The sequence below is a fragment of the Virgibacillus flavescens genome, assembly GCF_050574275.1.
In the GTDB taxonomy this organism is placed as follows: domain Bacteria; phylum Bacillota; class Bacilli; order Bacillales; family Amphibacillaceae; genus Virgibacillus_F; species Virgibacillus_F flavescens.
Window position 1 is genome coordinate 1883034 of the sequence record NZ_CP192260.1, and the last position, 26363, is coordinate 1909396.

The 26363-nt window shown below is 40.1% G+C and carries 23 protein-coding genes, 1 rRNA gene, 1 riboswitch and 1 other annotated feature; of the genes, 13 read left to right on the forward strand and 11 right to left on the reverse strand.

Going from position 1 to position 26363, the window contains the following annotated elements:
* Nucleotides 1-3: 3 nt before the first annotated feature.
* The 8 genes from menD to ytkD all read left to right on the forward strand — a co-directional run bounded on the left by menD (nucleotide 4) and on the right by ytkD (nucleotide 8732).
* Nucleotides 4-1743 carry a 2-succinyl-5-enolpyruvyl-6-hydroxy-3-cyclohexene-1-carboxylic-acid synthase gene (gene menD, locus VBD025_RS08950; protein WP_430784629.1) on the forward strand — a complete coding sequence of 580 codons (1740 nt, stop codon included), beginning with the start codon at nucleotides 4-6 and terminating at the stop codon, nucleotides 1741-1743.
* Nucleotides 1733-2557 (forward strand): 2-succinyl-6-hydroxy-2,4-cyclohexadiene-1-carboxylate synthase, encoded by an 825-nt coding sequence (gene menH, locus VBD025_RS08955; RefSeq protein WP_430784631.1) that lies wholly within the window; start codon nucleotides 1733-1735, stop codon nucleotides 2555-2557. The genes menD and menH overlap by 11 nt, the downstream gene beginning before the upstream one ends.
* 13 nt (nucleotides 2558-2570) lie before the next feature.
* Nucleotides 2571-3389: a 1,4-dihydroxy-2-naphthoyl-CoA synthase gene (menB, locus tag VBD025_RS08960; protein WP_430784633.1), complete on the forward strand. Its 819-nt coding sequence runs from the start codon at nucleotides 2571-2573 to the stop codon at nucleotides 3387-3389.
* Between the two features lie 525 nt (nucleotides 3390-3914).
* Nucleotides 3915-5369, forward strand: coding sequence for an o-succinylbenzoate--CoA ligase (locus VBD025_RS08965; RefSeq protein WP_430784635.1), 1455 nt, complete (start codon nucleotides 3915-3917; stop codon nucleotides 5367-5369).
* A gap of 103 nt (nucleotides 5370-5472) precedes the next feature.
* Entirely contained in the window at nucleotides 5473-6252 is a 780-nt protein-coding gene (locus VBD025_RS08970; protein ID WP_430784637.1) for a nucleotidyltransferase domain-containing protein, read from the forward strand.
* 610 nt (nucleotides 6253-6862) lie between these two features.
* Nucleotides 6863-7693: an ABC transporter ATP-binding protein gene (locus VBD025_RS08975; protein ID WP_430784639.1), complete on the forward strand. Its 831-nt coding sequence runs from the start codon at nucleotides 6863-6865 to the stop codon at nucleotides 7691-7693.
* Nucleotides 7694-7812: 119 nt separating this feature from the next.
* The gene (locus VBD025_RS08980) at nucleotides 7813-8139 is read left to right on the forward strand and encodes a hydrolase (RefSeq protein WP_430784641.1); all 327 of its coding nucleotides are present in this window, start codon (nucleotides 7813-7815) and stop codon (nucleotides 8137-8139) included.
* A gap of 119 nt (nucleotides 8140-8258) precedes the next feature.
* The gene (gene ytkD, locus VBD025_RS08985; protein WP_430791330.1) at nucleotides 8259-8732 is read left to right on the forward strand and encodes an RNA deprotection pyrophosphohydrolase; all 474 of its coding nucleotides are present in this window, start codon (nucleotides 8259-8261) and stop codon (nucleotides 8730-8732) included.
* 35 nt (nucleotides 8733-8767) lie between these two features.
* Here the strand turns inward: ytkD and VBD025_RS08990 are convergent, their stop codons facing one another.
* The 4 genes from VBD025_RS08990 to pckA all read right to left on the reverse strand — a co-directional run bounded on the left by VBD025_RS08990 (nucleotide 8768) and on the right by pckA (nucleotide 13447).
* Nucleotides 8768-9574 (reverse strand): ABC transporter permease, encoded by an 807-nt coding sequence (locus VBD025_RS08990; RefSeq protein ID WP_430784643.1) that lies wholly within the window; start codon nucleotides 9572-9574, stop codon nucleotides 8768-8770.
* Nucleotides 9575-9621: 47 nt separating this feature from the next.
* Nucleotides 9622-10404: an ABC transporter ATP-binding protein gene (locus VBD025_RS08995; RefSeq protein ID WP_430784645.1), complete on the reverse strand. Its 783-nt coding sequence runs from the start codon at nucleotides 10402-10404 to the stop codon at nucleotides 9622-9624.
* A gap of 11 nt (nucleotides 10405-10415) precedes the next feature.
* Nucleotides 10416-11399 (reverse strand): ABC transporter substrate-binding protein, encoded by a 984-nt coding sequence (locus tag VBD025_RS09000; protein ID WP_430784647.1) that lies wholly within the window; start codon nucleotides 11397-11399, stop codon nucleotides 10416-10418.
* Between the two features lie 458 nt (nucleotides 11400-11857).
* Nucleotides 11858-13447 (reverse strand): phosphoenolpyruvate carboxykinase (ATP), encoded by a 1590-nt coding sequence (pckA, locus tag VBD025_RS09005; protein ID WP_430784649.1) that lies wholly within the window; start codon nucleotides 13445-13447, stop codon nucleotides 11858-11860.
* Between the two features lie 220 nt (nucleotides 13448-13667).
* A riboswitch (SAM riboswitch) is annotated at nucleotides 13668-13774 on the forward strand.
* A 129-nt stretch (nucleotides 13775-13903) separates the two neighbouring features.
* Between pckA and metK the strand changes: the two genes are divergently transcribed.
* Nucleotides 13904-15100, forward strand: coding sequence for a methionine adenosyltransferase (metK, locus tag VBD025_RS09010; protein WP_430784651.1), 1197 nt, complete (start codon nucleotides 13904-13906; stop codon nucleotides 15098-15100).
* 45 nt (nucleotides 15101-15145) lie between these two features.
* Here the strand turns inward: metK and VBD025_RS09015 are convergent, their stop codons facing one another.
* Together VBD025_RS09015 and VBD025_RS09020 are read right to left on the reverse strand one after the other, a co-directional pair.
* Complete coding sequence (locus VBD025_RS09015; RefSeq protein WP_430784653.1) at nucleotides 15146-15535, reverse strand: thiol-disulfide oxidoreductase DCC family protein; 390 nt, start codon at nucleotides 15533-15535, stop codon at nucleotides 15146-15148.
* 16 nt (nucleotides 15536-15551) lie between these two features.
* Nucleotides 15552-16067 (reverse strand): gamma carbonic anhydrase, encoded by a 516-nt coding sequence (locus tag VBD025_RS09020; protein ID WP_430784655.1) that lies wholly within the window; start codon nucleotides 16065-16067, stop codon nucleotides 15552-15554.
* A gap of 69 nt (nucleotides 16068-16136) precedes the next feature.
* Between VBD025_RS09020 and VBD025_RS09025 the strand changes: the two genes are divergently transcribed.
* Nucleotides 16137-17204, forward strand: a complete 1068-nt coding sequence (locus VBD025_RS09025; RefSeq protein WP_430784657.1) for a tetraprenyl-beta-curcumene synthase family protein — start codon at nucleotides 16137-16139, stop codon at nucleotides 17202-17204.
* A gap of 43 nt (nucleotides 17205-17247) precedes the next feature.
* Here the strand turns inward: VBD025_RS09025 and VBD025_RS09030 are convergent, their stop codons facing one another.
* From VBD025_RS09030 to VBD025_RS09045, 4 genes are all read right to left on the reverse strand, one after another.
* On the reverse strand, nucleotides 17248-17976 hold the full coding sequence (locus VBD025_RS09030; protein WP_430784659.1) for an amino acid ABC transporter ATP-binding protein: 729 nt from the start codon (nucleotides 17974-17976) through the stop codon (nucleotides 17248-17250).
* Nucleotides 17973-18617, reverse strand: a complete 645-nt coding sequence (locus VBD025_RS09035; protein ID WP_430784661.1) for an amino acid ABC transporter permease — start codon at nucleotides 18615-18617, stop codon at nucleotides 17973-17975. Before VBD025_RS09035 ends, VBD025_RS09030 begins: the two co-directional genes overlap by 4 nt.
* 57 nt (nucleotides 18618-18674) lie before the next feature.
* Nucleotides 18675-19454: a transporter substrate-binding domain-containing protein gene (locus tag VBD025_RS09040; protein WP_430784663.1), complete on the reverse strand. Its 780-nt coding sequence runs from the start codon at nucleotides 19452-19454 to the stop codon at nucleotides 18675-18677.
* Between the two features lie 198 nt (nucleotides 19455-19652).
* Nucleotides 19653-20225, reverse strand: a complete 573-nt coding sequence (locus VBD025_RS09045) for a class I SAM-dependent methyltransferase (RefSeq protein ID WP_430784665.1) — start codon at nucleotides 20223-20225, stop codon at nucleotides 19653-19655.
* Between the two features lie 122 nt (nucleotides 20226-20347).
* Nucleotides 20348-20564, forward strand: a binding site (T-box leader).
* 49 nt (nucleotides 20565-20613) lie between these two features.
* On the opposite strand from VBD025_RS09045, the gene leuS reads away from it, so the two are divergent.
* Nucleotides 20614-23028, forward strand: coding sequence for a leucine--tRNA ligase (gene leuS / locus VBD025_RS09050; protein WP_430784667.1), 2415 nt, complete (start codon nucleotides 20614-20616; stop codon nucleotides 23026-23028).
* Nucleotides 23029-23109: 81 nt separating this feature from the next.
* Here the strand turns inward: leuS and VBD025_RS09055 are convergent, their stop codons facing one another.
* Nucleotides 23110-23907 (reverse strand): hypothetical protein, encoded by a 798-nt coding sequence (locus tag VBD025_RS09055; protein ID WP_430784669.1) that lies wholly within the window; start codon nucleotides 23905-23907, stop codon nucleotides 23110-23112.
* A gap of 162 nt (nucleotides 23908-24069) precedes the next feature.
* Between VBD025_RS09055 and VBD025_RS09060 the strand changes: the two genes are divergently transcribed.
* Both VBD025_RS09060 and VBD025_RS09065 read left to right on the forward strand, forming a co-directional pair.
* The gene (locus VBD025_RS09060) at nucleotides 24070-24306 is read left to right on the forward strand and encodes a rhodanese-like domain-containing protein (RefSeq protein ID WP_430791332.1); all 237 of its coding nucleotides are present in this window, start codon (nucleotides 24070-24072) and stop codon (nucleotides 24304-24306) included.
* 361 nt (nucleotides 24307-24667) lie between these two features.
* Nucleotides 24668-26233: ribosomal RNA gene (locus tag VBD025_RS09065) — 16S ribosomal RNA — on the forward strand.
* The last annotated feature ends 130 nt before the right edge of the window (nucleotides 26234-26363 follow it).

A 26363-nucleotide genomic window follows, 5' to 3' on the forward strand; every position in this document is an offset into this window, starting at 1 on the left:
ACAATGAGTAATACGGAAGCTCTTACCAGATACACAGCTAGTTTTGTTGATGAACTGGTGCAAAGCGGAATAACAGAAGCGGTTATTTCGCCTGGTTCAAGATCTACACCGCTTGCAATGACGATCATGCAGCATCCGGATATGAAACAATGGGTAGTAATCGATGAACGTTCTGCCGCTTTTTTTGCACTGGGAATGGCGAAACAGCTTAATCGACCGGTAGCCATTGTTTGTACGTCCGGCACAGCTGCAGCAAATTATTTTCCAGCTATAGTAGAAGCACATTACAGCAGAGTACCTATTCTTGTATTAACAGCTGATCGACCACATGAATTGCGTGATGTAGGTGCGCCGCAGTCGATTGATCAGCTGAAGTTATTTGGTGACTACGTGAAATGGTTCCATGAAATGGCGTTGCCAGAAGCTGAGCCTAAGATGCTGGATTATGCCCGCAGTAAAGCATCGCGGGCGATACATATTGCTAGCAGTGGCAACGCTGGTCCAGTACACCTTAACTTTCCATTCAGAGAACCGTTGATTCCTGATTTTACTCTTGAAAATATATGGGGCAATGAAGGTAAGGGAAGTTACTCACCTACTCTTAACGGAAAAAATCGGCTGGAGTATGTCCAGCTTACTAATTTGCTTGAAAAATTGAGTAGTAAAGAACGCGGACTCATTGTTTGTGGTCCACAAATTAATAAAGATTTTGCAGAGGCAGTCACATCACTTGCTGCTAAGTGGAATTTGCCAATTTTAGCAGATCCACTTTCGCAAGTAAGGGCAGGTCAACATCACAAAGATTTAGTAATCGAAGGCTATGATGCGCTTTTACGTAATGAGTCTGTTCGGAATAAAATGAAGCCTGACTTTATTATCCGGTTTGGAGCAATGCCAGTGTCAAAGCCCTATCTTTTTTATGTGAAAGAACACGCAGATGTTGAGCAATACATTGTCGAAGAACACAGTGGGTATCGGGAGCCTGCCGGCAACAGGACGGAATTTATTTATGCGGATGCCCAGCTTTTATGTGAAGATCTGTTAGCGGCTGATTTCCATAGTACGTTTGATTCTCAATGGGTTGAAACATGGAAAGAGATGAATTTAACAGCAAAAAAACATTTGATTAACACAGAGAATGCTGGGTCAATTACGGAAGGTGAAGCAGTTAGATGCTTAATGGAAGTGATTCCGGATGCAAGCACACTATACGTAGGAAACAGCATGGCAGTGCGTGACTTGGATACATTTTTCATGACCACACCGAAGAAGCTAGCTGTATTAGCAAATCGTGGAGCAAACGGAATAGATGGAATGGTATCAAGCGGCCTTGGTGCAGCAGCATCCGGACAACCCACGACATTGCTTTTAGGAGATCTGTCCTTTTTCCATGATATGAATGGATTGCTTGCAGCTAAGCACTATAGGATTAACTTAACTATTTTATTGATCAATAACGATGGTGGTGGAATATTTTCTTTCCTTCCTCAGCAGGAAAACAAAGAGCAGTTTGAGTTACTGTTCGGAACTCCTCATGGTATAGACTTTTCTCATGCAATTGATATGTATGGGGGCACACATGAGGTCGTTACAAATATAAATCAGTTAGAAGATAAATTGTTCGCTAGCTATCAGCTTGAAGGATTATCTGTGATAGAAGTGAAAACGGATCGCAATCATAATCTGGAATGGCACCGTGAACAATGGAAAAATATCGAATTGGAATTAACACATGACGAATAAAACTAATACGCATATCAATGTTGGGGAATCAAAGTATTGGTGTGAGAAATCAGGTGCAGGGGACCCAATCATCCTCCTGCACGGTTTCACTGGCAGTACAGATACCTGGACATCCTTCGTTTCGCAATTAGATACATCTTTTCAGGTGATTGCAATTGATTTGCCAGGTCATGGAAAGACGTGCGTATCTGAACCGAAGTCTATGGAGGACTGCTGTCACGATTTAAAAAAAATTATTGATCAGTTAGGATATAAAAAAATCCATCTTCTTGGGTATTCTATGGGCGGGCGAACAGCCCTGTCATTTGCAATGATGTACCCGGAATTAATTAACATGCTAGTTCTGGAAAGCGCCTCACCCGGTTTGGAAAACGAAAATGATGCGTATGAAAGAGCTGCGAAAGATAAGCGTCTTTCAGAACGATTGCAAAATGATGGGTTAGAATCTTTTGTGGAATTCTGGGAAAACATTCCATTGTTCGATACGCAAAAAAAGTTACCTTTATCGACAAGACAGAAAATTAAACAGGAACGATTATCGCAAAAAGCAGAAGGGCTAGCAATGTCCTTAACGTCCATGGGGACAGGGGTTCAGCCCTCCTGGTGGGATAGGCTAGAAACATTTACAAGTCCAGTTCTTTTACTGGCAGGCGAAGCGGATCACAAGTTTATAAATATAAATAAACAAATGAGCAATCGGCTGCCTAACAGCAATCTTGTTATTGTAAAAAATGCTGGACATGCAATTCATGTGGAAGAATCCGAAATTTTTGGTAAGATAGTAAGTGAGTTTTTATTAGATCAAACTACATAAGAGGAGGAAGATTATGAGTACCCAATGGGAAAGAATAGGAAATTATAAAGAAATTATCTATGAAAAGTATGACGGTGTAGCAAGAGTGACAATGAACCGACCTGAAAAGCACAACGCGTTTACACCACTTACAGTTAATGAGATGTATGACGCTTTTGCAGATGCACGAGACGATTCATCTATCGGTGTAGTAGTTTTGGCAGGAGCAGGAGATAAAGCATTTTGTTCTGGCGGAGACCAATCAGTTCGTGGACATGGAGGTTATGTTGGAGAAGACCATGTACCTCGTCTGAATGTATTGGACTTGCAACGATTAATCCGTGTTATTCCTAAACCAGTAATTGCAATGGTATCAGGCTACGCTATTGGCGGAGGACATGTTCTGCATTTAGTTTGTGACCTTACTATTGCAGCTGACAATGCGGTCTTCGGTCAAACTGGACCAAAGGTTGGAAGCTTTGACGCTGGTTATGGTGCTGGCTTACTAGCTCGTACAGTTGGTCAAAAGCGTGCAAAGGAAATTTGGTATCTGTGCCGTCAGTACAGTGCGGATGAAGCAATGGATATGGGACTGGTAAACACAGTTGTTCCACTTGAAAAGTTAGAAGAAGAAACAATGCAATGGTGTGAGGAAATTCTGGAAAAGTCACCAACAGCTCTACGTTTCTTAAAAGCATCCTTCAATGCAGATACAGATGGATTAGCTGGACTTCAGCAAATGGGTGGAGATGCAACGCTTCTTTACTATACAACTGATGAAGCGAAAGAAGGACGCGATGCATTTAAGGAAAAAAGAAAACCAGACTTCAAAAAGTTCCCACGCTTCCCGTGATATAAAAAGAAAAGCGGAGTGAGCTTGCTCAGCGACGAAAAGCATAGTCAAGGGACCGAAGAGCACAGGGTCTATCGTGCGCGGAGTGTCAATTGACTATGTCTCGAGTCGCTAGCTCACGCAGCTAGACAGTAAGAAAAGCGGAGGCGACTGTTCAGAAGCGGACGCATAAGCAAGGAACCGAAGAACGCATGGGTTTTAGCGTTCTAAGTGTTCATTGCTTATGACGGCAGCTTCTAGGAGCCGCAGCTAGACAAAAAGAAAAGCGGAGGCGACTGTTCAGGGACGTACAGATAGATGGGACTGTGAAAAGTACGGCGAACTTTCCGTACGTTCAACAGAACCAACTATCTGCTAGTCCCTAGTCACCGCAGCTAGACAAAAAGAAAAAGCGAAGGCGACTGTTCAGCGTCTCTCGTAAAAAAACCTTTGCTTTTGATAAGCAAAGGTTTTTTTACACATACATAATAGAACTTAATGTACCTACTGTGTTTTCTAACAAATATTTTACTGGAGGACAGTGTTATGGCTGAAGTTATTCCGCATTGGCTAACTAAACAGGCTAGTCTTGCTCCAAATGACATGGCGTTAGAACTTGAAGACGGAAACTACCTGACTTTTGAACAGCTGAAAAATAAAAGTCAGAGTTTCGCAAAAAAATTAGTGAATCAAGGTGTGGATAGAGGATCCAAGGTGGGTATCTATTCCACTAATTGTCCGGAGATGGTTATAGCAATCCATGCTTTGAGCTATCTAGGTGCGACGGCAGTAATGCTAAACATCCGGCTCGCAGAACAGGAAATAATTTATCAGTTGAACGATGCTGATGTGTCCCTGATTTTAGCAGACGATGAGTTGGTTAGTACCGTGCTTGATATGGAGTTAAATGCTGACGTGCTATCATTTTCAAAAGTAAATTCAAAACAGGAAATGATCGTTGAATTAGTAACAGAGCTATCTTTGGATGATCCATTCACCATCATGTACACATCCGGAACTACTGGAAATCCGAAAGGTGTCGTACATACTTATGGAAATCATTGGTGGAGCGCTACAGGTTCAGCACTTAATCTCGGAATTCATTCAACAGATAAATGGTTAGCCGTGTTGCCGTTGTTTCATATTGGCGGCTTCTCCATTCTGCTAAAAAGTGTGATTTATGGTATGCCGGTACTGCTTTTAGAAAAATTTAACGAAAATACCGTACAACACGCCATTATGAAACGTGGTGTCACAATTGCCTCTGTTGTTACAGTTATGCTTCAAAGGTTAATACATAAACTTGACGCAGAAAAGTACCCTGATACCTTTCGCTGTATGCTTTTAGGTGGTGGACCTGTGCCTGAATCGACCCTTGAGATATCGAATGAAAAACAACTGCCTGTTTTTCAATCTTATGGAATGACAGAAACATCCTCGCAGATAGTGACTCTTAGCCTTAGTGATGCGCTTCGGAAATCTGGATCTGCAGGGAAGCCACTATTCCCAGCACAACTCAGAATTAACAATCCAAATGATGAAGGAGTAGGAGAAATCGTTGTTAAAGGACCAATGGTTTCCAAAGGTTATTACAAGAATATCCAAGCTAATTCTAATTCGTTTGTAGATGGCTGGCTTTTAACAGGTGATTTAGGCAAGTTAGACGACGAGGGATTTCTATATGTAGTTGATAGGCGTAATGATTTAATAATTTCTGGTGGAGAAAATATTTACCCGTCAGAAATTGAAAGTGTGCTGACCAGTATAAATGGCGTCCATGAAGCGGGAGTAACTGGAATAGAAGATTCAACTTGGGGTCAAGTTCCGATTGCCTTTATTGTTTCCGACAGTACTATCTCAGCGAAAGCCATATTAGCGGATGCAGCTAAATCCTTGGCGAAATATAAAGTACCAAGAAAGATTTACTTTGTAAAAGAATTGCCTCGCAACGCATCCAATAAATTAGTGCGAAATAAGTTGACTGAACTGATCAGTGAATAAAGCTCAATTCTAAGGAATTGGGCTTTTTTCTGATTTCTATTGCCAAGCAGCAGAATCTGATTTATATTGAGGAAATATATATTTTTATAGAAGGAGGAAGCCAATGCTGCCACAGGAAATAGCACTTGAGAAAATTTGTCAAAGCTTGCAGGAAGATGAACATGTAGTGGCCATATTTGTAAAGGGATCAATGGGACGAAACGAGTATGACGAGCATTCAGATATTGACCTTTACTGTATGGTAGATAAACAGAACGAACAGGAATTTTTGGCCAGAAGGTTAGAACATATAAAAGCATATCGTCCCATCATATTTCAAGACGACATCTTTATCATCGCACCACAAATCATTGCAGTATACGATGATTATTTACATATAGATTTGTTTACTGTTACCAGGGAGACGTTCTCATCGAAGGATTATTTTAAAGTATTGTATGATCCGCATCAGTTGTTAGACGAATTTGTTGATAAACAAAGCTTGGTTCTCTCAGATAATGAATTTAAAGACAATGTAATCGATGTAGCCTGGTTTATGTTTCAATACAAAAAATCATCAGCAAGAGGAAACGATATATGGTCTGTAAAAATGCTTACAAATGCAATGGAGCATTTGGCTAGAGTCCTATTGCACCGATATTCACCTGAACGAGCTCAGCTAGGGTTAAAAACAATTGAGAGATCTCTACCTGCAAATATTATTAATGAACTTAGTGTGATATTTAAAAATATCACACCTGAAAATAATCGGAAAGCAGCAAATTTGTTAAGTGAATTCTTACTAAGCGAAGCTAAATGGATTCGGTCTCACTTTAATGAAGGCGATCAAGTTATGTTACTGTTGGATAAAATGATTGAGTTTCACCTGTTTCAACGTCGTTAGATTATCTTTGAATATGTTCTAGTGAGTCAAAAATATGAATTTTTTGCAGAGTGAAACATATAGTTCCTTAAAATAGTGGAATTAGCTCGCAATCCGATGTAGTTTTACAAAAAACTCTATACTGCGAATTAACCACACTGCTCCGAAAATAAACTACGTTATAACAGCAACGTGATTTCCACGGATGGCAGTCGCGCACCTTAGGGCGGCTGGTGAGCCTCCTCGTGCTATCGCACTCCGGGGTCTCACCTATGCCTTTCCTCCCGCAGGAGTCGACTGCCATCCGTTCCAATCACTTGACGAAATGTGGATGTCGAGGATTTATTAACTGCACACCTGATAGCACGTCTATTCCAATATGCATAATTTCGCAGTTTCCATCAATTACGACGAAAGAATAGGTAGAATATTATAGTTTTTATTCCCTCCATCAAAAATGTCTATTTACAAAAGTTAAGTGAGTCAAATGGAAAAACTAATTGATAAAGATTATCAAAGTCATTGACTAATTGGATAAAAACAAATAAACTAGGGATAGATTATTTATTAGAGAATAATACGTACATACATGTAGGTGTTTTTTCATGTAGGATGTAGGGGAGTGACTCCAATGCAAACACTATCAACGCAAGACTTAACTCTTGGTTACGGTGAAGACATAATCATTGATGATTTAAATATAGAAATACCTAAAGGTGAAATTACTGTTTTTATAGGTGGTAATGGTTGTGGTAAATCAACATTATTACGTTCGTTAGCGCGATTATTGAAGCCTAAAGGCGGCGATGTTGTATTAGATGGTGAAGATATTGCCAAACTTGGAACCAAACAGGTTGCCAAAAAACTTTCCATTTTACCTCAGAGTCCGGTTACCCCGGAAGGTTTAACGGTAACGGAATTAGTAAAACAGGGACGGCATCCGTACCGTGGTTTTCTGAAACAATGGTCGAAGGACGATGAGACTGCTGTTCAGAAAGCATTAGAATCGACTAATATGATTGAATTAAAAGACCGTTCGGTTGATTCATTATCCGGTGGTCAGCGTCAGCGTGCGTGGATTGCTATGACATTGGCGCAGGAAACAGATACGATCTTATTAGATGAACCTACAACGTATCTTGATATGACACATCAAATTGATGTATTGGATTTATTGTTTGAATTAAATGAAAAAGATGGTCGTACCGTTGTTATGGTATTACACGATTTAAATCTGGCCTGTCGTTATGCTCATCATGTTGTCGCGATTAAGGATAAGAAGGTTTATGCACAAGGTAAACCAGAGGAAATTGTGAATTGTAAATTAGTACACGAAGTTTTTGAAATGAAGTGTGATGTAACATTTGACCCAATGTTTGGTACTCCGATGTGCATCCCCCATGGAAAAGGACGCTGTATTTTTGCAAATAACTCTCCAGATTTAACAAAACAAAGTATATAACTTAATTCTATAGGTAAACTGGCGTAAAGAACTTTTGGGTTACTTTTATGCCAGTTTTTTTGTTTTTCATACATGCTTCCCGTAATTTTAGACAAATTAAGGGAAGGAGGTATGTAAAAATGGATAAGGAAAAGAAAAAGTATTATGTTAATATGGGTGCACAGGAGATTTCACAGATTAAATATGGTAACAATGAGGAATTTATCATCTATGCTACTGACGAGGAAGTGATCCTGCTCCGCGACAAGTTAAATGATATGTATGATGCGAATACACGTGCATTCTTTCGTGCACATGTACCAATTATGGCTTATCATAATGATAAATCGAATGATGACTATGATATTGGACTAACCGGTGCATATCAGATGGTGTATCATCTAGGTGATGAAGAGACAAAGAATCATATTGAGACAATGGGAGTATTATCAGATCGACATTTATAGGGGCTATAAATAGGCATTCTCTATCAAGTCTAAGAAAAGTGGTTTATATCGGCTGCTTTAAAGGAATATACTAAGTACTAACAACTAGTTAATTAATGTGTACAAAGGCAGCTGAAATGATGAATATTTTTAGAGATTATTATAACAATGAAGTTAAATTAACGTTTGAAAATCATTATTTTTCCAAAGAACCGAAACACGTATGGGTTATTTGTGTATATAAAGATAAATGGTTATTAACAAAGCATAAAGAACGGGGTATGGAGTTCCCTGGTGGAAAAGTTGAACCAGGGGAAACGGCAGAACAGGCAGCGGTACGTGAAGTGAAAGAAGAAACTGGAGGGCGAATAGACCAGATGAAATATATCGGTCAATATTACGTTGCTGGTAAAGGTGGTACTGTGATAAAAAATGTTTATTATGCTGTTGTGGGTGAATTAATCGAACAGACAACCTATTATGAAACCTTCGGACCAGTATTATTAGAAAAGGTCCCGACTAACGTCAAACATAACTCGAAATTCAGTTTTATCATGAAAGATGATGTTTTAACGCATTGCATGAAAAAGATAAAAAAAGAATATTTAACATAAAAGCAGCGTTTCCTGCCTGAGGAGACGCTGCTTTTTTATTTCGTGTGCTTCATAAGAACATTCTCCAGTTTCTCTACCAATTTGTACATGATTGCAGCACAAATTGCGATAAGCAGCATACTGGACATTACCAATGTGAAATCGAATACTTGGAATCCGTAGATGATTAAATAACCCAGCCCTTGTTTTGATACTAAGAATTCACCTACAATAATGCCTACCCAGGATAGCCCAACATTTACTTTTAGTGTTGAAATAATGGTTGGAAGTGTAGCAGGGAAAACTGCTTCACGAAAACGTTGTGATTTAGATGCTCCAAAGCTTTTTAGTACATTTACATAGTTTGGATCGACTTCTTTGAATGCTGAGTATACGACAAGTGTTGTTATAACTACAGATATGAGTGCACCCATAGCAATTATGGCAATATAACCGGGTCCTAAAGCAACAATTATGATTGGGCCTAGTGCAACCTTGGGCATAGCGTTTGCAACCACCAGGTAGGGATCAGTAATTCTCGCAAGTTTTGAGGAAGTCCAAAGTGCAGTCGCGCATATAACGCCTAATACCGTTCCGACGATAAATCCGATTATCGTTTCAATCACTGTTACCTGTAAATGGACAATAAAACTGGCATCAATAAATTTAGACAATATCTGGTCAAAAACTTTTGAAGGTGAGCTGAACAGCAAAGGATCAATCCACATCATAGAGCTAGCCAGTTCCCAACTTCCGAAAAACAGCAGAAGGATAATTACCTGCCAGGAGAAAATCATCCGCTTTTCACGTTTAATCGCTTTTTTATACCGTTGATGAAGTTTATTACTAGACTCACTATCCATATCCAGTCACACCTTCTAGAGCGGAGCTGAGGAGCGTGTCTACACAATTACTGTACTTCCATTGAAGTTTCATGTTTATCCAACTCCCCCCAAATCCGGTCGAATAAAATCTGATACTTAGGATGTTTGCGAGCTTCAAAAGGTGTAATGGTGCGTATTTCAATTGGCACATCAAAAGTTTTAGCAATTCTGCCGGGATTTGCCGACATTAAGACAATTCGATCACTCATGGCAATTGCTTCACCAATATCATGCGTTACTAAAATAGACGTTTTTTTGTATGTCTGCAGTAATTTAAAAACCAGATTTTCCAGTTTTAATTTAGTCTGATAATCTAGTGCGGAGAAGGGTTCATCCAACAGTAAAATTTTTGGTTCGTTAATAAGCGTCCTAACCAATGCTACACGTTGTCTCATCCCCCCTGATAAGGAACGGGGAAAAGAATCAGCGACATTTGGCAGCCCAACCTCTTCAAGCATCGCTAATGCTCTGTCCTTAGTTTCATTTGTAACGGATCCGGTTATTTTTGGTCCTATCAGGATGTTTTCCATAATGGATTTCCATGGGAATAAATAATCCTGCTGCAGCATATAGCCAATTGACAAGTGTGACTCCTTTAATGGCTTTGCTTCAAAAAATACGGTTCCAGATGTTTGGTTTACAATACCTGCAATAATAGAAAGAATGGTTGATTTTCCGCAGCCACTTGGCCCAAGTAATGAAATGAACTCTCCCTCGTCTATAGATAGTGAAATACTATCCAATGCCTGTGTATAACTCTTTTCTGAGAAATAGTGATGTGATAGTTTATCTAAGGTTAGAAAAGACATTGTTTCCCTCCTTAGTTTGATACTTCCTCTGCATATTTCGTATTGACTAAATCTTCGTATGGTACGTCTGCAGGAAGTTCACCAGCTTCTTCCATAATATCTTTTAGATTAGTCCATTCCTCTTTATCCAGAATAGGATCAGTAGCAAATGAACCTTGTTTTTTGTAGCGATCTATTGAGGAGGTAAGGATATCAAGTTCAGTATCTTTAAAATATGGCTGGATAACTTCAGCGATTTCTTCTGCACTATGTTCCGCCACCCATGTTTGCGCTTTGTAGACTGCCTTAGTGAAACTTGCTATTTGTTCATCATTGTCTTTTAAATAACTTTGTTTTGCCATATATACCGTGTAAGGAACATGGCCAGATTCTTCACCGAAAGAGGCGACGATATGACCTTTACCTTCCTTTTCAAAAATACTGGCAGTTGGTTCAAATAATTGAACATATTCTGCATCCCCAGATACAAATGCTCCAGGTATGTTTGCGAAATCAATATTTTGAAGAAGATTTAAGTCCGTATGCGGATCAATACCATTTTCTTTCAGTACAAACTCACCAACCATTTGCGGCATGCCACCTTTGCGCTGTCCAAGGAAAGTAGTATCCACTAAATCATCCCATTTAAAATCGGGTTGGGGTTCTTTTGCTACTAAAAACGTACCATCCGTTTGTGTCAATTGAGCAAAGTTAATAGCATAGTCATTGGATTCCTGTGCATAAACGTAAATGGAAGTTTCGGAACCAACCAGCGCAATATCAGCCCCATCTGAGAGTAAGGCAGTCATGGTTTTGTCTCCCCCCCAGGTAGTCTGCAGTTCAACTTCCAATCCCTCTTCTTCAAAAAATCCTTTTTCCAGTGCCACATATTGAGGAGCATAAAAAAGAGATCTCGTTACTTCAGCTACTTTTATAGAAGATTTTTCGTTTGAATTACACGCCATCAGAAATACGATTGTTAATCCAATAATCAACGTTACAAACAATCTTTTCATGCGCTTCGTTCCTTTCTTTTTCGATTAGATTAGTGTCTAAATAGTCTATGAAAGTGCGAGAAATGTGTGAATGCCTATTAGGTACTGTCGGGTCAGGGCTGAAATTTACTTTCGGGGAGTGGATACAGTCGGGGATGGTTGCAGTGCGAGCGGGTTGATGGGTAATACAATCCGGATAGGGGGAAATACAATCCCGGGCAGTAAATACGGTCGAAAGAGGTTAGCAATACAAGCGGATTGGAGGGAAATACAAGCCGGGAACGAGAGAATACAAGCCAGTTAGGGGGAAATACAATCCCAGGCAGTAAATACAGTCGGAAGTGGTAGCAATACAAGCGGAATGGTGAGAAATACAAGCTGGGAACGAGAGAATACATGCGACTCAGTAGAAAATACAATCCCGGGCATAGACAATAAAAAAAGCCAGCCTCCGTATGGAAGCTGGCTGACAATTTGGTTTAACCTTTATATAGTGGGCCTGCCTGGCTGATTTCTTTATCTGCTTTTGTGAATTTCTTGAAGTTTTCATGGAATTTCATTGCAAGACTCTTTGCTTCTGTTTCGTAAGCTTGTTTATCTTCCCATGTACTTTTCGGAACTAATACTTCATCGGGAACGCCTGGAACGTTCAATGGAGTTTCAAGTCCGAAGATTTCATCTTTGGTTGTTTCCACAGTGTTTAATTCACCTTCAAGTGCTGCGTGAATCATTGCTCGTGTATAAGCTAGTTTCATACGGTTACCAACACCGTACGATCCTCCAGTCCAACCAGTGTTTACTAAGAAAACATTGGACTTAAATTGATCGATTTTTTCACCTAGCATTTTTGCATAAGTTGACGGGGCAAGTGGTAAAAATGGTGAACCAAAACAAGCTGAGAATGTTGCTTGAGGCTCTGTTACACCGCGCTCTGTACCTGCTAATTTGCTGGTATATCCACTTAAGAAATGGTACATCGCCTGTTCCTTCGTCAATTTGCTGATTGGTGGTAATGTACCAGAAGCATCCGCTGTTAAAAAGATAATGGTGTTTGGATGACCGGCAACGCTTGGCGTTACAATGTTATCGATATTTTCCAATGGATAAGCTGCACGCGTGTTTTCCGTTAAGGATGTATCATCATAGTCGGGCACGCGCGTATCTTTATCAAACTCGACGTTTTCCAGTACAGAACCAAAGCGGATAGCGTCGAAGATTTGAGGTTCTTTTTCCTGAGACAGGTTAATGCACTTCGCATAGCAGCCGCCTTCAATGTTGAATACACCATTCGGGCTCCATCCATGCTCATCATCACCAATTAATCGGCGATAAGGATCGGCAGACAGTGTAGTCTTTCCTGTTCCTGATAAGCCAAAGAACAATGCTACGTCACCTTCTTGGCCAACGTTAGCAGAACAGTGCATAGACAATACTTCACGTTGTGGTAAAAGGTAATTCATAACAGAGAAAATCGATTTCTTAATTTCTCCAGCGTACTCTGTTCCACCAATTAAAATCACGCGCTTTTTAAAAGAAACAAGGATGAATGTTTCTGAGTTAGTTCCGTCTATTTCTGGATCCGCCTTGAAAGTTGGAGCGGATACAACTGTAAATTCCGGGTTATGTGTTTTGAGTTCATCTTCTGTTGGTGAAATAAACAATTGGCGAGCGAACAGGTTGTGCCATGCATACTCATTAATAACCTGAATCGGTAAACGGTAGCTTTTATCTGCTCCAGCAAAGCCTTTAAATTGATATAATTCATTTTTATCTTTTAAATAATTTACTACTTTTTCATAAAGTTTATCGAATGTCACTTCGTCAATCGCTTGATTCACGGATCCCCAGTCAACAAACTTTTCGCATACTTCATCTTTTACGATGAATTTATCCTGTGGTGAACGGCCAGTATATTTTCCGGTAGCGGCTTGAATTGCACCAGTTGACATTAACGTACCTTCATTACGTGCCAAAATACGTTCAACTAAACGAGGTACAGATAAGTTTTTTTGTATGTTGCTATGTGAGGTTAACTCTTGTAATAATGATGATTGTTCCACTGATTTCATGTCACATACCTGCCTTTTGGAATGAATTTTATTTTTATACTTCTACAAAGTATAAACTACTATCGCAATTTTATAAATCTGTTTATTAGTATAACACATTAATAAAATTAATCCATACTAATCTAAACCTTTGTTTAAATTTCAAAAAGATTTTTATCCTTACGCGGAATTTGTTGACATAAACGACTGTTTTCGATACGATAAGTTTCGAACGGATACTCTCTTATTCAGAGTCGGTGGAGGGACAGACCCTATGAAACCCAGCAACCATCACGCGAGTGAAAAGGTGCTAACCTGATGCAAGGATAACACCTTGAACAATAAGAGGAAATGGCCACAACACCTTTCCTCATGTCTAGGAAGGGCTTTTTTTGTTTATAAGGAACCTTACTGAATATTTAGCATACAGGATATACAAGAGATCCGTACCACATTATAAAGGGAGGATTTAGCCATATGGCTGAAAATCGTCGTTTATTTACATCTGAATCTGTTACAGAGGGACACCCTGATAAAATTTGTGATCAGATTTCAGATGCCATTTTAGATGAAATCTTAAAGAAAGATCCACTTGCACGTGTTGCATGTGAAACTACTGTTACAACTGGACTGGTACTGGTAGCTGGTGAAATATCTACATCTACTTATGTAGATATCCCTGCTGTAGTTAGACAAACAATTAAAGATATCGGCTATACTCGTGCCAAGTACGGTTTTGATGCTGATACGTGTGCAGTTCTGACTGCTATTGATGAACAATCACCTGATATTGCCGGTGGTGTTAATACAGCTCTTGAAGCACGTCAAGGTAAAATGTCAGAGGATGAAATAGCAGCAATTGGCGCAGGAGACCAGGGATTAATGTTTGGTTATGCTTGCAACGAAACGGAAGAATTAATGCCACTGGCGATTTCATTGGCTCATAAACTGGCGAAACGATTAGCGGATGTTCGTAAGGATGAGACGCTTGCGTACCTTCGTCCAGATGGAAAAACACAGGTAACTGTTGAGTATGATGAAAATGATAATCCAGTTAAAGTGGATACCATTGTAATTTCTACACAGCATCATCAGGATATTACAACCGAACAAATAGAAAAGGATTTAATTGAACACGTTATTCGTCCAGTAGTACCAGAAAACTTACTGGATGACTCAACAAAATACTTTATTAATCCTACTGGTCGTTTTGTTATTGGTGGACCACAAGGAGACGCCGGTTTAACCGGTCGTAAAATTATCGTAGATACGTATGGTGGATATGCCCGACACGGTGGCGGTGCATTTAGTGGGAAGGATTCTACGAAAGTGGATCGTTCTGCAGCCTATGCAGCTAGGTACGTTGCGAAAAACATCGTAGCTGCTGAATTAGCTAAAACGTGTGAGGTTCAATTAGCTTATGCTATTGGTGTTGCCGAGCCAGTTTCCATTGCTGTTAATACATTTGGTACTGGTACTGTAAGCGAGGACACCCTTGTTCAAGCAGTTAGGAAACTATTTGACTTGAGACCAGCTGGTATTATCCGGATGCTAGATTTACAAAAACCGATTTTCCGAAATACATCAGCATACGGTCATTTTGGTCGGACTGATATTTTATTCCCTTGGGAAAAAACAGATAAAGTTGAAGAATTAAAAGCACTTACTAAATAAACAACAAGTCACGACAACCCTTACGATGGGAGGTCGTGACTTTTATTATAGAAACCTATCTCGTATATCGGAAGTTGGGATCATACAATTATCCTTTTTACCAAACCATTTGTATCTGTTTTTAGCAACAATGCTGTAGGCAAAGTCACGCAAAGGTTTTGGAACAAGAATAAAGATATAGAGAAGCTTCCAGAGCCCAGTTAGATTTTTGCAGACCCGAAGCGCTGCTGACGATTTGGTGAAATATTTTTTTCCATCTATTAATAAAAAACTGTCAATATGCAGCGGGATCTGGTAAGTTTTTAATACTTCCAGTCCGGCATCACTTTGCAACGCTGCAAATTTATAAATGGCTCCAGGGTCTCTTTTGATAATGAATTGCACACTATTATCGCAGAAGTTACATTCACCATCGAATAATAATAGTTTACTCATTGTATACCACCTAACATTATAAGGATGTATGATGCTTATAATATTGTCCTTTTTCTACATATGATTTTCTAACGCGTTCCATCTCCTGGTAGTCTTTGTCAGTAAGTTCGCGTACGACTTTAGCCGGTCTTCCGAGTGCAAGTGTACGAGGAGGGATTTTCTTTCCGGGTGGTACAAGACTTCCTGCACCTAAGAATGCATTTTCTCCAATTTCGGCGCCGTCCAGGATAAGAGATCCCATACCGATTAGTGCGTTTTTGCGAATGATTCCAGAATGAAGGGTGACTTGATGTCCAATTGTCACATCGTCTTCTACAATAACTGGATTATCTGGACTTTGATGAACCATAGATAAATCCTGAATACTAACTCTTTTACCTATTCGGGTTGGGGCAACATCACCTCGAATAACTGTTTTAAACCATATACTTGATTCTTCACCAATTGTTACGTCGCCAGTGATAACGGCATCATTCGCAACATAAGCTGATTCATGTATTTCTGGTGTACTGTTTTTATAATGGTGTATCATTTGAATCCTCCTAAAAGATTGTGTATAAGTAGTATAACAAAAATTTTAAAGAAGGAAGGAGGAAGTGTATTGTCTTATCATGTGCCTAGGTCATCAATCTCCTTAATGGGCGATGTTTATTTTAAAGTTTTCCCACAAGTGAACATGGAACTATCCTATTGGAAAAGGCGTGCAGAACGAATACCCGATCCAGAACTGAGAACTCAGGCGCTTGCAAGCATTTCTTCCAAACGTTTTCACTGTCAGGGTGGGGGAGTATACGCTATTCTCGCTGGGAAAAGATCGAAAGAAGCGATCCAATTCATTGTTGCTTACCAGACAATTAGTGATTATCTGGATAACCTTTGCGATCGAAGCACGTCGCTTGATCCAGCTGATTTTGGTTTACTGCATCAGTCGATGATTGACGCGTTAACGCCTTCTAATACCATTAAAAATTACTACGAATTACGAATAGAGCAGGATGATGGTGGATACTTAAATGATCTCGTGAAAACGTGTCAGAAGATTTTAAAGAACGCCGAGGGATTTGATGCGATTCAGGTATTTCTAGGGGAACTTTGCGGATTATATAGTGATTTACAGGTGCATAAGCATGTGACACATGAGGAAAGAATACCACGATTAACGAATTGGTTTGCTCAACATAAGGATACATATCCGCAACTGAGATGGTATGAGTTCTCTGCTGCAGCGGGATCAACGTTAGGTATCTTTTGTCTTGTCTCTTACATGCTTGGCGGTCAGCTGAATGAAAAAATAGCGAATGAGGTTTACCTGGGGTATTTTCCTTTTATGCAAAGTCTTCATATATTATTGGATTATTATATTGATCAACAAGAAGATCAGATGGAATCAGATCTGAACTTTTGCACGTATTATGCGGATGACGCAGAACTGAAGGGACGATTGCAGTACTTTATTGAAGAAACACGTAATCATGTAAAGCATCTGCCTAATCCTCAATTTCACGAAATGGTAAGGTGTGGATTAGTTGGTCTGTACTTAGGTGATCGAAAAGTAAATGAAGTAGAAGGCGGCATGAGAATGCGGAAGGTATTGCTTAGGGCAAGTGGAGCAAAGGCGCATTTTTTTCATTGGAATACCAGACTGTATTATAAAATGTCAGGAAAATGAAAACACCCGTGATCAATTAATTGACCACGGGTGTTTTCATTTTTTACAATACTTTACTTAAAAATGCTTGGGTGCGTTCGTGTTGTGGGTTGCTGAACAATTCTTCAGGAACGTTTTGTTCAACGATCAAACCTTCATCAATGTATAAAACGCGATCACCCACTTCGCGAGCGAAGCCCATCTCGTGTGTTACAACTACCATTGTCATTCCTTCTAAAGCAAGTTGTTTCATAACCTCCAGCACATCACCAACCATTTCAGGATCGAGAGCTGAAGTTGGCTCATCAAACAACATGATTTTAGGGTTCATAGCTAAGGCGCGCGCAATTGCTACACGCTGCTTTTGTCCGCCTGATAGGGAACCAGGATAGCTATCCGCTTTATCACTTAGTCCCACTTTATCCAATAGTTCTTTTGCTTTAGTATCTGCATCTGCTCTTGTAGTGCCGCGCGTTTTCATTGGGGCAAGTATAATATTTTCCAAAACCGTCTTGTGAGGAAATAAGTTAAACTGCTGAAATACCATCCCGACTTCCTGACGAACTTGATTTATATTGACTTCTTTATCAGTGATATCCTGTCCATCAATAATTACATGTCCACCTGTTATATCTTCGAGTCGGTTTAAACAGCGAAGAAACGTACTCTTTCCTGACCCTGAAGCACCGATTACACAAACCACTTCTTTTTCTTGAACGTTAACACTTATATCTTTTAATACTTCAAGCTTACCGAAAGACTTCTTTAAGTTTTTCACTTCAATCATAGTCATCGTAATTCATATCTCCTTTCTAGGTAACTGGAAAGCAGAGATAATAAGTAAATAATAACGAAATACATCACTCCAACTGCCGTCCATATATAAAAGGCTTCAAAGGTTCGAGCAATTTCAACCTGACCTTTTTGAGTTAAATCGGCAATTCCAATAACGGAAAGAAGCGAAGTATCTTTAAAACTTATAATTGCCTGGTTTGTAAATGTTGGAAGCATTCGTCTGAATGCCTGCGGAAGTATAATATGGCGCATGTTCTGTGTACTCGTTAAACCAAGTGATCGTGCGGCTTCTGTCTGCCCCTTGTCCATAGATTGAATACCAGCGCGGATAATTTCTGCAAAATATGCTCCTGCATTGATTGCAACTGTTATAATACCTGCAGTTGTACGATCCATCGATATAAATTCAAGCGAGTTTAAACCATAATAAAAGAAGAATAATTGCACTAATATAGGGGTCCCGCGGATTGCGTCGATAAATATTTTAGCAATCCAGTTCAGAACTTTCCAAGGTGATAAGCGCATTAAGGCCATGATAAGGCCAATAAAAAATCCTATGGCAATTGCTACTAAAAATATGTAGATAGTTACTTTTAATCCTTCCAGTAAATATGGAAAGGACTCAATGATAACCTCCATTTATTCAGCCCCCTTCATTGAAATTGGCGCGCTTTCATAGCGCGCCGTGGTAATTTACTATTCACTAAGGTACGTATTTAAAATCTCGTCATATTTACCGCTTTCCTTAAGGGAAGCTAAACCATCATTTATTTTCTTAAGTAGTTCGTCGTTTTCACCTTTTAATACTGCGATTCCGTAATTATCTCCGTTTAGTCGATCTCCGACAACTTGTAACTTAAGATCACTTTCAGCGATTGCATAAGAGATTACAGGATAATCTTCAATTAGTGCATCTGCTGTACCGTTTGCTACTTCCTGGAACATGGATGTACTGTCATTTACCTGAACAATTTCATATCCATATTTATCTTTATTTTCAAGTGCGAAGTTTGCACCAGTTGTTCCTTTTTTAACTGCTACAGTTTTGCCTTTTAAATCTTCTAAGCTTGTAATTTCTGAGTTTCCTTCAGCAACAACTAGTGATAATCCAGCTTCAAAGTATGGTTCTGAAAAATCTACTGTTTCCTTGCGCTTATCTGTAATACTCATTCCTGCAATTGCTATATCTAGCTCCCCAGCCTGCATAGCGGGAATAATACCACTAAAGTCCATCGGCTCAAGTTTGATCTCAAAGTCTTGATCTTCCGCAATTGCTCGGATTAAATCAACGTCAATACCTTTATATTCGTCACCTTCCTGAAACTCGAAAGGAGGATACGTCGTGTCTATTCCTACCTTGTATACTTTATCTTCACCTTCACCACCAGATGCATTACCTTCGTCATCACTAGAACCACAGGCAGCTAGTACAACTATGAAAGCGAATAATAGACAATATAAGCTTAATTTTTTCATTTCTTTTCCCCCTTGTATAATTTAGAAAGCGTTATCATATGTAGTATTCTATAAAACGACAGTTAATATGTCAAGAAAAATCAAAATATTAAAACAGATTTCAGACTTTTCAAGTTACGAGGAGTAATTCGACCTAGTTCGACAAAATACGGCATCAAAAAAATCCTACTGCTTTTATTTGGCAGTAGGACGAAGAAGTTACCTGGTTTTCTTTTCAATTGCGATGATGAATGGTGGATCATTTTTTTGATTAATAAATCCATATTTTAATACACGAAAGAATTTTTGGTCTAACTGGTGGGTGTACTCCAGAATGTTTTGTTTCTCTGCATCGCCACCGGGATGTCCATGATAAACGACTAAAACGATAATTCCATCTTCTTTTAAATGGGATAAAATTCCTTCAATTGCAAGAATCGTTGTTTCGCTTTTCGTTATGATGCCTTTATCACTGCCAGGTAAATAACCTAGGTTAAAAATAGCGCCGCCAAGCGAAGTTAACTGATCCACTGTCAAATGATGGATTGCATTGCTATGACTGTCTTTGATTATTTTTGCATTTGTAATTTTGTGCCCAGCAAGCTTTTCCTGCGTTTGTTTTATCGCTGCGTCCTGTATATCAAAACCGAAAACATGACCGTGTTCACCAACTACTTCACTCAAAAATACGGTATCATGACCATTTCCGCATGTGGCATCGATTACTGTTTCGCCTTTGTTAACTGCTTCTTCTATTAAATGATGGGAAAAATTAAGTATTCCTTTAATCATGATTAATCACCCTAACTGACTATAATTGTATATAATGTTATCACGAATGTAATAATATAAGAAAGAAATCAATATTCACTTGACAATAAGACACGAATTCATTAAAATTCGATATACATATTAGAATAACGATGCGAAGGACTAGTAATAAATTCTTCAGGTTTAGCGAGACAGTGGCTGGTGAAAACTGTTCCTGAATGTTTATGAACTCACCTTTAATGTTGCAGGAGTGAACGTTAGTAGTTCCTGCCGTGAATCCACGTTACGGATACAAAGAGAACGTGTGGTTTACGTTAATTTGGGTGGTACCGCGGGAGATAACAGCTTCTCGTCCCTTTTATAGGGATGAGTGGCTTTTTTTATTTTCATATTAAAAGGAGGAAGAAAAATGAGTTTTGATCACCAAACGATAGAAAAGAAGTGGCAAGCACACTGGCAAAAAAATAAAACATTTAAAACGGATACGTATTCAGAAAAAGAAAAGGTTTATGCGCTGGATATGTTTCCTTATCCATCTGGAGCAGGGCTTCATGTTGGGCACCCAGAAGGGTACACTGCAACAGATATCTTTTCCAGAATGAAACGGATGCAGGGTTATGAAGTATTGCATCCAATGGGATGGGATGCATTCGGTTTACCTGCAGAACAATATGCACTAGATACAGGAAATAGTCCGGCAGAATTTACTCTGAAAAATATCGAAACGTTTAAGCGTCAGATACAGGACCTTGGCTTTTCTTATGACTGGGACAGGGAAGTTTCTACAACAGATCCAAACTATTATAAGTGGACGCAATGGATTTTCACCAAACTTTACGAAAAAGGGCTAGCATATGTTGATGAAGTAGCTGTTAATTGGTGTCCAGCGCTTGGAACTGTGCTGGCAAATGAAGAAGTAATTGATGGTAAGAGTGAACGTGGAGGACATCCAGTTGTCAGAAAACCAATGCGCCAATGGATGCTAAAAATAACAGCGTATGCTGATCGTTTAATGGAAGATTTGGATGAGCTGGATTGGCCTGAGAGTATAAAAGATATGCAGCGAAACTGGATTGGACGGTCTGAAGGCGCAGAAGTAACGTTTGATATTGATGGAACAGATGAGACGTTTACCGTTTTTACCACTAGACCAGATACTTTGTTTGGCGCAACCTACGCTGTTCTGGCACCAGAGCATCCGCTTGTTGATAAAATTGTATCAGCTAAACAAAAAGCAGATGTCACGACATATCTGGATTCAGTTCAAACCAAATCAGATCTGGAACGGACTGACTTAGCAAAAGACAAAACTGGAGTTTTCACAGGCGCATATGCGATTAACCCTGCAAATAATGAAAAAATGCCAATCTGGGTAGCGGACTATGTTCTTATGACATATGGAACTGGGGCAATTATGGCGGTTCCGGCACATGACGAACGGGATTATGAATTTGCTGGTAAATTTGAGCTGCCAATCGTTGAAGTAGTTGAAGGCGGAAACATAAAAGAAGAAGCATACACGGGTGAGGGTAATCATATTAATTCATCATTTTTGGATGGAATGGAAAAAGAAGCTTCCATTATAAAAATGATTGAGTGGCTTGAAAGTAACGAAAAAGGTGAAAGAAAGGTTACGTATCGACTGCGTGATTGGTTATTCTCACGTCAGCGTTATTGGGGAGAACCAATTCCAGTTATTCATTGGGAAGATGGTACGATGACAGCCGTACCCGAAAAAAATCTTCCATTAGAGCTACCGAAGCTAAAGGAGATAAAGCCATCTGGAACCGGTGAATCCCCACTGGCAAATAGTGATTGGGTAAATGTGGTGGATCCGGAAACAGGACTAAAAGGGCGCAGAGAAACAAATACAATGCCTCAATGGGCAGGCAGCTGCTGGTATTTCCTTCGTTTTATTGATCCGGACAACTCAGAACAGCTTGCAGATCCTGAAGCACTAAAGAAATGGCTGCCGGTTGATACGTATATTGGTGGAGCTGAGCATGCTGTACTGCATTTACTATATGCACGGTTTTGGCATAAATTTTTGTATGATATTGGTGTTGTCCCTACAAAGGAACCATTCAAGCGGTTGTTTAACCAGGGAATGATCCTTGGTGAGGGTAACGAGAAAATGAGTAAGTCGAAAGGGAATGTAGTTAATCCAGATGTAATAGTTGCTTCGCATGGTGCAGATACATTGCGTCTGTATGAAATGTTTATGGGGCCGCTGGACGCTGCTATTGCATGGTCGACTAACGGATTAGACGGTGCAAGAAGATTTCTTGATCGCGTATGGCGACTGCTTGTTAATGAAGATGGTTCACTTTCAGATAAAGTAAGTGAAGGAACGAATGATTCTTCCTTAGATAAAGTCTATCATCAAACAGTTAAGAAGGTGACAGCGGACTTTGAGAACCTGCATTTTAATACTGGAATATCACAAATGATGGTATTTATTAATGAAGCTTATAAAGCGAACCAGCTTCGAAAGGATTATATAGAAGGATTTGTTAAATTGCTTTCACCTGTTGCTCCTCATGTAACAGAAGAATTGTGGTACCTGCTTGGACATGAAGAAACCATTAGCTACCAGCCTTGGCCGGATTACGATGAATCCAAATTAGTGGAGGATGAGGTTGAAGTTGTACTGCAGGTAATGGGAAAAGTAAGGTCTAAGATAAACGTGGCAAAAGATATTACAAAGGAAGAACTTGAAAAAGTCGCCTTTGAAGATGAAAAAATTCAGGAATGGCTAGAAGGAAAAACAATACGCAAAGTAATTGTTGTACCAGGTAAGTTGGTAAACGTTGTAGCAAATTAATTCATGAAAGGGACCTCTATAGCAGAGGTCCCTCTTTTGTTTGTATATTTACCATAGATGAATTAGCAGTTGACGATTGAATTATTGTCCAGATGGCACCCATTTAGTTGTTAAAATAATCCATCTGTCCTTTTCAAAATACCAAAGTGTCTCAATTGTTCCCAATTGATCGGCGTGATATGCCCCACTAATCTGCTGATAACTTCTAAGGCCATATCCTTTACTTTTGCTTATCAAGACGGGTTCAAAAAAGGCAATTGGATCAATCATTAATGAAGTAGGCTGCAGTAACTGACCTTTTTCATTGTAAATTTTTAAACGTATATAATCTTCTGAACGGTTTTTCACATCAATAAATATTGGTTTACTTCCAGGTGTTAACGATAATACGGCTTTAAAGCCCTCAATGAACTTGCCTTTAACATATCGTTGTTCGGGTAATGGAATTTCTTTATTAATCCCATTTTTTAAAGTATTAAGTTTGTAGCTATATAGACCGCCACTTCCTCCAGTGGGACTTTGATAGTAGATGTCAGCTACGTTATCGTGGTTCAGGTCATAGAACTGAAGGGTAGGTTCATAGCCTCCACCATATTGAATTTCCCATTTCTTGTTGTGCAGATCCTCAATGGATGCCCATATTTTCTGATAGTAAGCTGAATCCTCGCTGAACGGTATTGCCTTCAAAAGAATTGTTTCATTTTGGCCATCTCCAGTAACATCTTCCTGATATGTCTGCACTGTTTTAACTGGAGGGGTCTGTGGTCTTTTTTCTTCTGCCGATATATATAACGGTATTAATAGGGTGGCTGTTAAAAAGAAAATGATTAAACTTACTTTTAGCTTCATAGTTACTTCGCCTGCCTTTATGTTGTACATGTAGTTGCAGTTATAATGTGTTATATGTTTGAAAGTTATACGCTGAATTAGTATCATGATAAAAGTACAATGGCAGTAAACATGAAGGGCTGAGAGTGGTGGAAGATATTCAAGAATTTACATCTGAAGAACTTATGTACTTATTAGGATAGTATTGGAGTTATCGACGTAAGAGACAATGAAGAGATTAATTTTGGTGTGATTGAAGATGCCAAGCATATTCCGTTACCGGAAATACCTAATAGATTAGAAAGCTTAAAGAAAGAAAAACAGTATGTTCTTGTTTGTAGGTCAGGTGTGAGAAGTATGAGGGCAGCAGCTTTTATGGATGAAAAAGGATTTAAAGTAGCAAATTTAGCTGGTGGAATGATGGCTTGGAACGGTGAAGTTATCTTTTAAATAAAATGAATAAGCCTAATTGAATAAGGCCAGACAGTACTTTGAAATGAATGGTACTATATAAATTGAAATAGAATACTAGAAAGGTATTGACTTTTATCCGGAATGTCTGTAATATGGATTTTGCTGTTGAAAAAGACACAGAGAAATAAATTAGATTCAACAGAAAAATAAATTAGATTCAATCAAAATTATCCATTGACAATTTAACTGGGTAAATGATATAATTCTTATACTGTCGACAAGAGGTGACGGTAAGAAATTTGCTCCTTGAAAACTGAACAAACAACCAAGTATGTTAAGAACAAGCAAGAAAGCTAAGACAACTGATGGGATTAATTTTATTAATCTTATCCAAACTATTTTGGAGAGTTTGATCTTGGCTCAGGACGAACGCTGGCGGCGTGCCTAATACATGCAAGTCGAGCGCGGGAAGCAAGCAATCACCCTTCGGGGTGTGCGCTTGTGGAACGAGCGGCGGACGGGTGAGTAACACGTGGGCAACCTGCCTGCAAGATTGGGATAACTCCGGGAAACCGGAGCTAATACCGAATAATACTTTTTATCTCATGGTAGAAAGTTGAAAGGCGGCTTCGGCTGTCACTTGCAGATGGGCCCGCGTCGCATTAGCTAGTTGGTGGGGTAATGGCCCACCAAGGCGACGATGCGTAGCCGACCTGAGAGGGTGATCGGCCACACTGGGACTGAGACACGGCCCAGACTCCTACGGGAGGCAGCAGTAGGGAATCTTCCGCAATGGACGAAAGTCTGACGGAGCAACGCCGCGTGAGTGATGAAGGTTTTCGGATCGTAAAGCTCTGTTGTTGGGGAAGAACAAGTACCGTTCTAATAGGACGGTGCCTTGACGGTACCTAACCAGAAAGCCCCGGCTAACTACGTGCCAGCAGCCGCGGTAATACGTAGGGGGCAAGCGTTGTCCGGAATTATTGGGCGTAAAGCGCTCGCAGGCGGTCTTTTAAGTCTGATGTGAAAGCCCACGGCTCAACCGTGGAGGGTCATTGGAAACTGGAGGACTTGAGTACAGAAGAGGAGAGTGGAATTCCACGTGTAGCGGTGAAATGCGTAGAGATGTGGAGGAACACCAGTGGCGAAGGCGACTCTCTGGTCTGTAACTGACGCTGAGGAGCGAAAGCGTGGGGAGCGAACAGGATTAGATACCCTGGTAGTCCACGCCGTAAACGATGAGTGCTAGGTGTTAGGGGGTTTCCGCCCCTTAGTGCTGAAGTTAACGCATTAAGCACTCCGCCTGGGGAGTACGGCCGCAAGGCTGAAACTCAAAAGAATTGACGGGGGCCCGCACAAGCGGTGGAGCATGTGGTTTAATTCGAAGCAACGCGAAGAACCTTACCAGGTCTTGACATCCTCTGCAAGCGATAGAGATATCGTGTTCCCTTCGGGGACAGAGTGACAGGTGGTGCATGGTTGTCGTCAGCTCGTGTCGTGAGATGTTGGGTTAAGTCCCGCAACGAGCGCAACCCTTGATCTTAGTTGCCAGCATTCAGTTGGGCACTCTAAGGTGACTGCCGGTGACAAACCGGAGGAAGGTGGGGATGACGTCAAATCATCATGCCCCTTATGACCTGGGCTACACACGTGCTACAATGGATGGAACAAAGGGACGCAAAACCGCGAGGTCAAGCAAATCCCATAAAACCATTCTCAGTTCGGATTGTAGGCTGCAACTCGCCTACATGAAGCCGGAATCGCTAGTAATCGCGGATCAGCATGCCGCGGTGAATACGTTCCCGGGCCTTGTACACACCGCCCGTCACACCACGAGAGTTGGTAACACCCGAAGTCGGTGAGGTAACCTTTTAGGGGCCAGCCGCCGAAGGTGGGACCAATGATTGGGGTGAAGTCGTAACAAGGTAGCCGTATCGGAAGGTGCGGCTGGATCACCTCCTTTCTAAGGAAAAACAGAAAGCCGAAGCTAGTGATAGCAGAAGCCGTACTGTTTAACGGAAAATCGGTGACGCTTGCGTCATCGTAAGACCTATCGTTGATAGGCCTTAACATACAAGGTTGTTTGTTCAGTT

Coding starts and splice junctions, on each gene's coding strand:
- menD (WP_430784629.1), top strand. CDS start 4: ATGAGTAATACGGAAGCTCTTACCAGATACACAGCTAGTTTTGTTGAT.
- menH (WP_430784631.1), top strand. CDS start 1,733: ATGACGAATAAAACTAATACGCATATCAATGTTGGGGAATCAAAGTAT.
- menB (WP_430784633.1), top strand. CDS start 2,571: ATGAGTACCCAATGGGAAAGAATAGGAAATTATAAAGAAATTATCTAT.
- VBD025_RS08965 (WP_430784635.1), top strand. CDS start 3,915: ATGGCTGAAGTTATTCCGCATTGGCTAACTAAACAGGCTAGTCTTGCT.
- VBD025_RS08970 (WP_430784637.1), top strand. CDS start 5,473: ATGCTGCCACAGGAAATAGCACTTGAGAAAATTTGTCAAAGCTTGCAG.
- VBD025_RS08975 (WP_430784639.1), top strand. CDS start 6,863: ATGCAAACACTATCAACGCAAGACTTAACTCTTGGTTACGGTGAAGAC.
- VBD025_RS08980 (WP_430784641.1), top strand. CDS start 7,813: ATGGATAAGGAAAAGAAAAAGTATTATGTTAATATGGGTGCACAGGAG.
- ytkD (WP_430791330.1), top strand. CDS start 8,259: ATGAATATTTTTAGAGATTATTATAACAATGAAGTTAAATTAACGTTT.
- VBD025_RS08990 (WP_430784643.1), bottom strand. CDS start 9,574: ATGGATAGTGAGTCTAGTAATAAACTTCATCAACGGTATAAAAAAGCG.
- VBD025_RS08995 (WP_430784645.1), bottom strand. CDS start 10,404: ATGTCTTTTCTAACCTTAGATAAACTATCACATCACTATTTCTCAGAA.
- VBD025_RS09000 (WP_430784647.1), bottom strand. CDS start 11,399: ATGAAAAGATTGTTTGTAACGTTGATTATTGGATTAACAATCGTATTT.
- pckA (WP_430784649.1), bottom strand. CDS start 13,447: ATGAAATCAGTGGAACAATCATCATTATTACAAGAGTTAACCTCACAT.
- metK (WP_430784651.1), top strand. CDS start 13,904: ATGGCTGAAAATCGTCGTTTATTTACATCTGAATCTGTTACAGAGGGA.
- VBD025_RS09015 (WP_430784653.1), bottom strand. CDS start 15,535: ATGAGTAAACTATTATTATTCGATGGTGAATGTAACTTCTGCGATAAT.
- VBD025_RS09020 (WP_430784655.1), bottom strand. CDS start 16,067: ATGATACACCATTATAAAAACAGTACACCAGAAATACATGAATCAGCT.
- VBD025_RS09030 (WP_430784659.1), bottom strand. CDS start 17,976: ATGACTATGATTGAAGTGAAAAACTTAAAGAAGTCTTTCGGTAAGCTT.
- VBD025_RS09035 (WP_430784661.1), bottom strand. CDS start 18,617: ATGGAGGTTATCATTGAGTCCTTTCCATATTTACTGGAAGGATTAAAA.
- VBD025_RS09040 (WP_430784663.1), bottom strand. CDS start 19,454: ATGAAAAAATTAAGCTTATATTGTCTATTATTCGCTTTCATAGTTGTA.
- VBD025_RS09045 (WP_430784665.1), bottom strand. CDS start 20,225: ATGATTAAAGGAATACTTAATTTTTCCCATCATTTAATAGAAGAAGCA.
- leuS (WP_430784667.1), top strand. CDS start 20,614: ATGAGTTTTGATCACCAAACGATAGAAAAGAAGTGGCAAGCACACTGG.
- VBD025_RS09055 (WP_430784669.1), bottom strand. CDS start 23,907: ATGTACAACATAAAGGCAGGCGAAGTAACTATGAAGCTAAAAGTAAGT.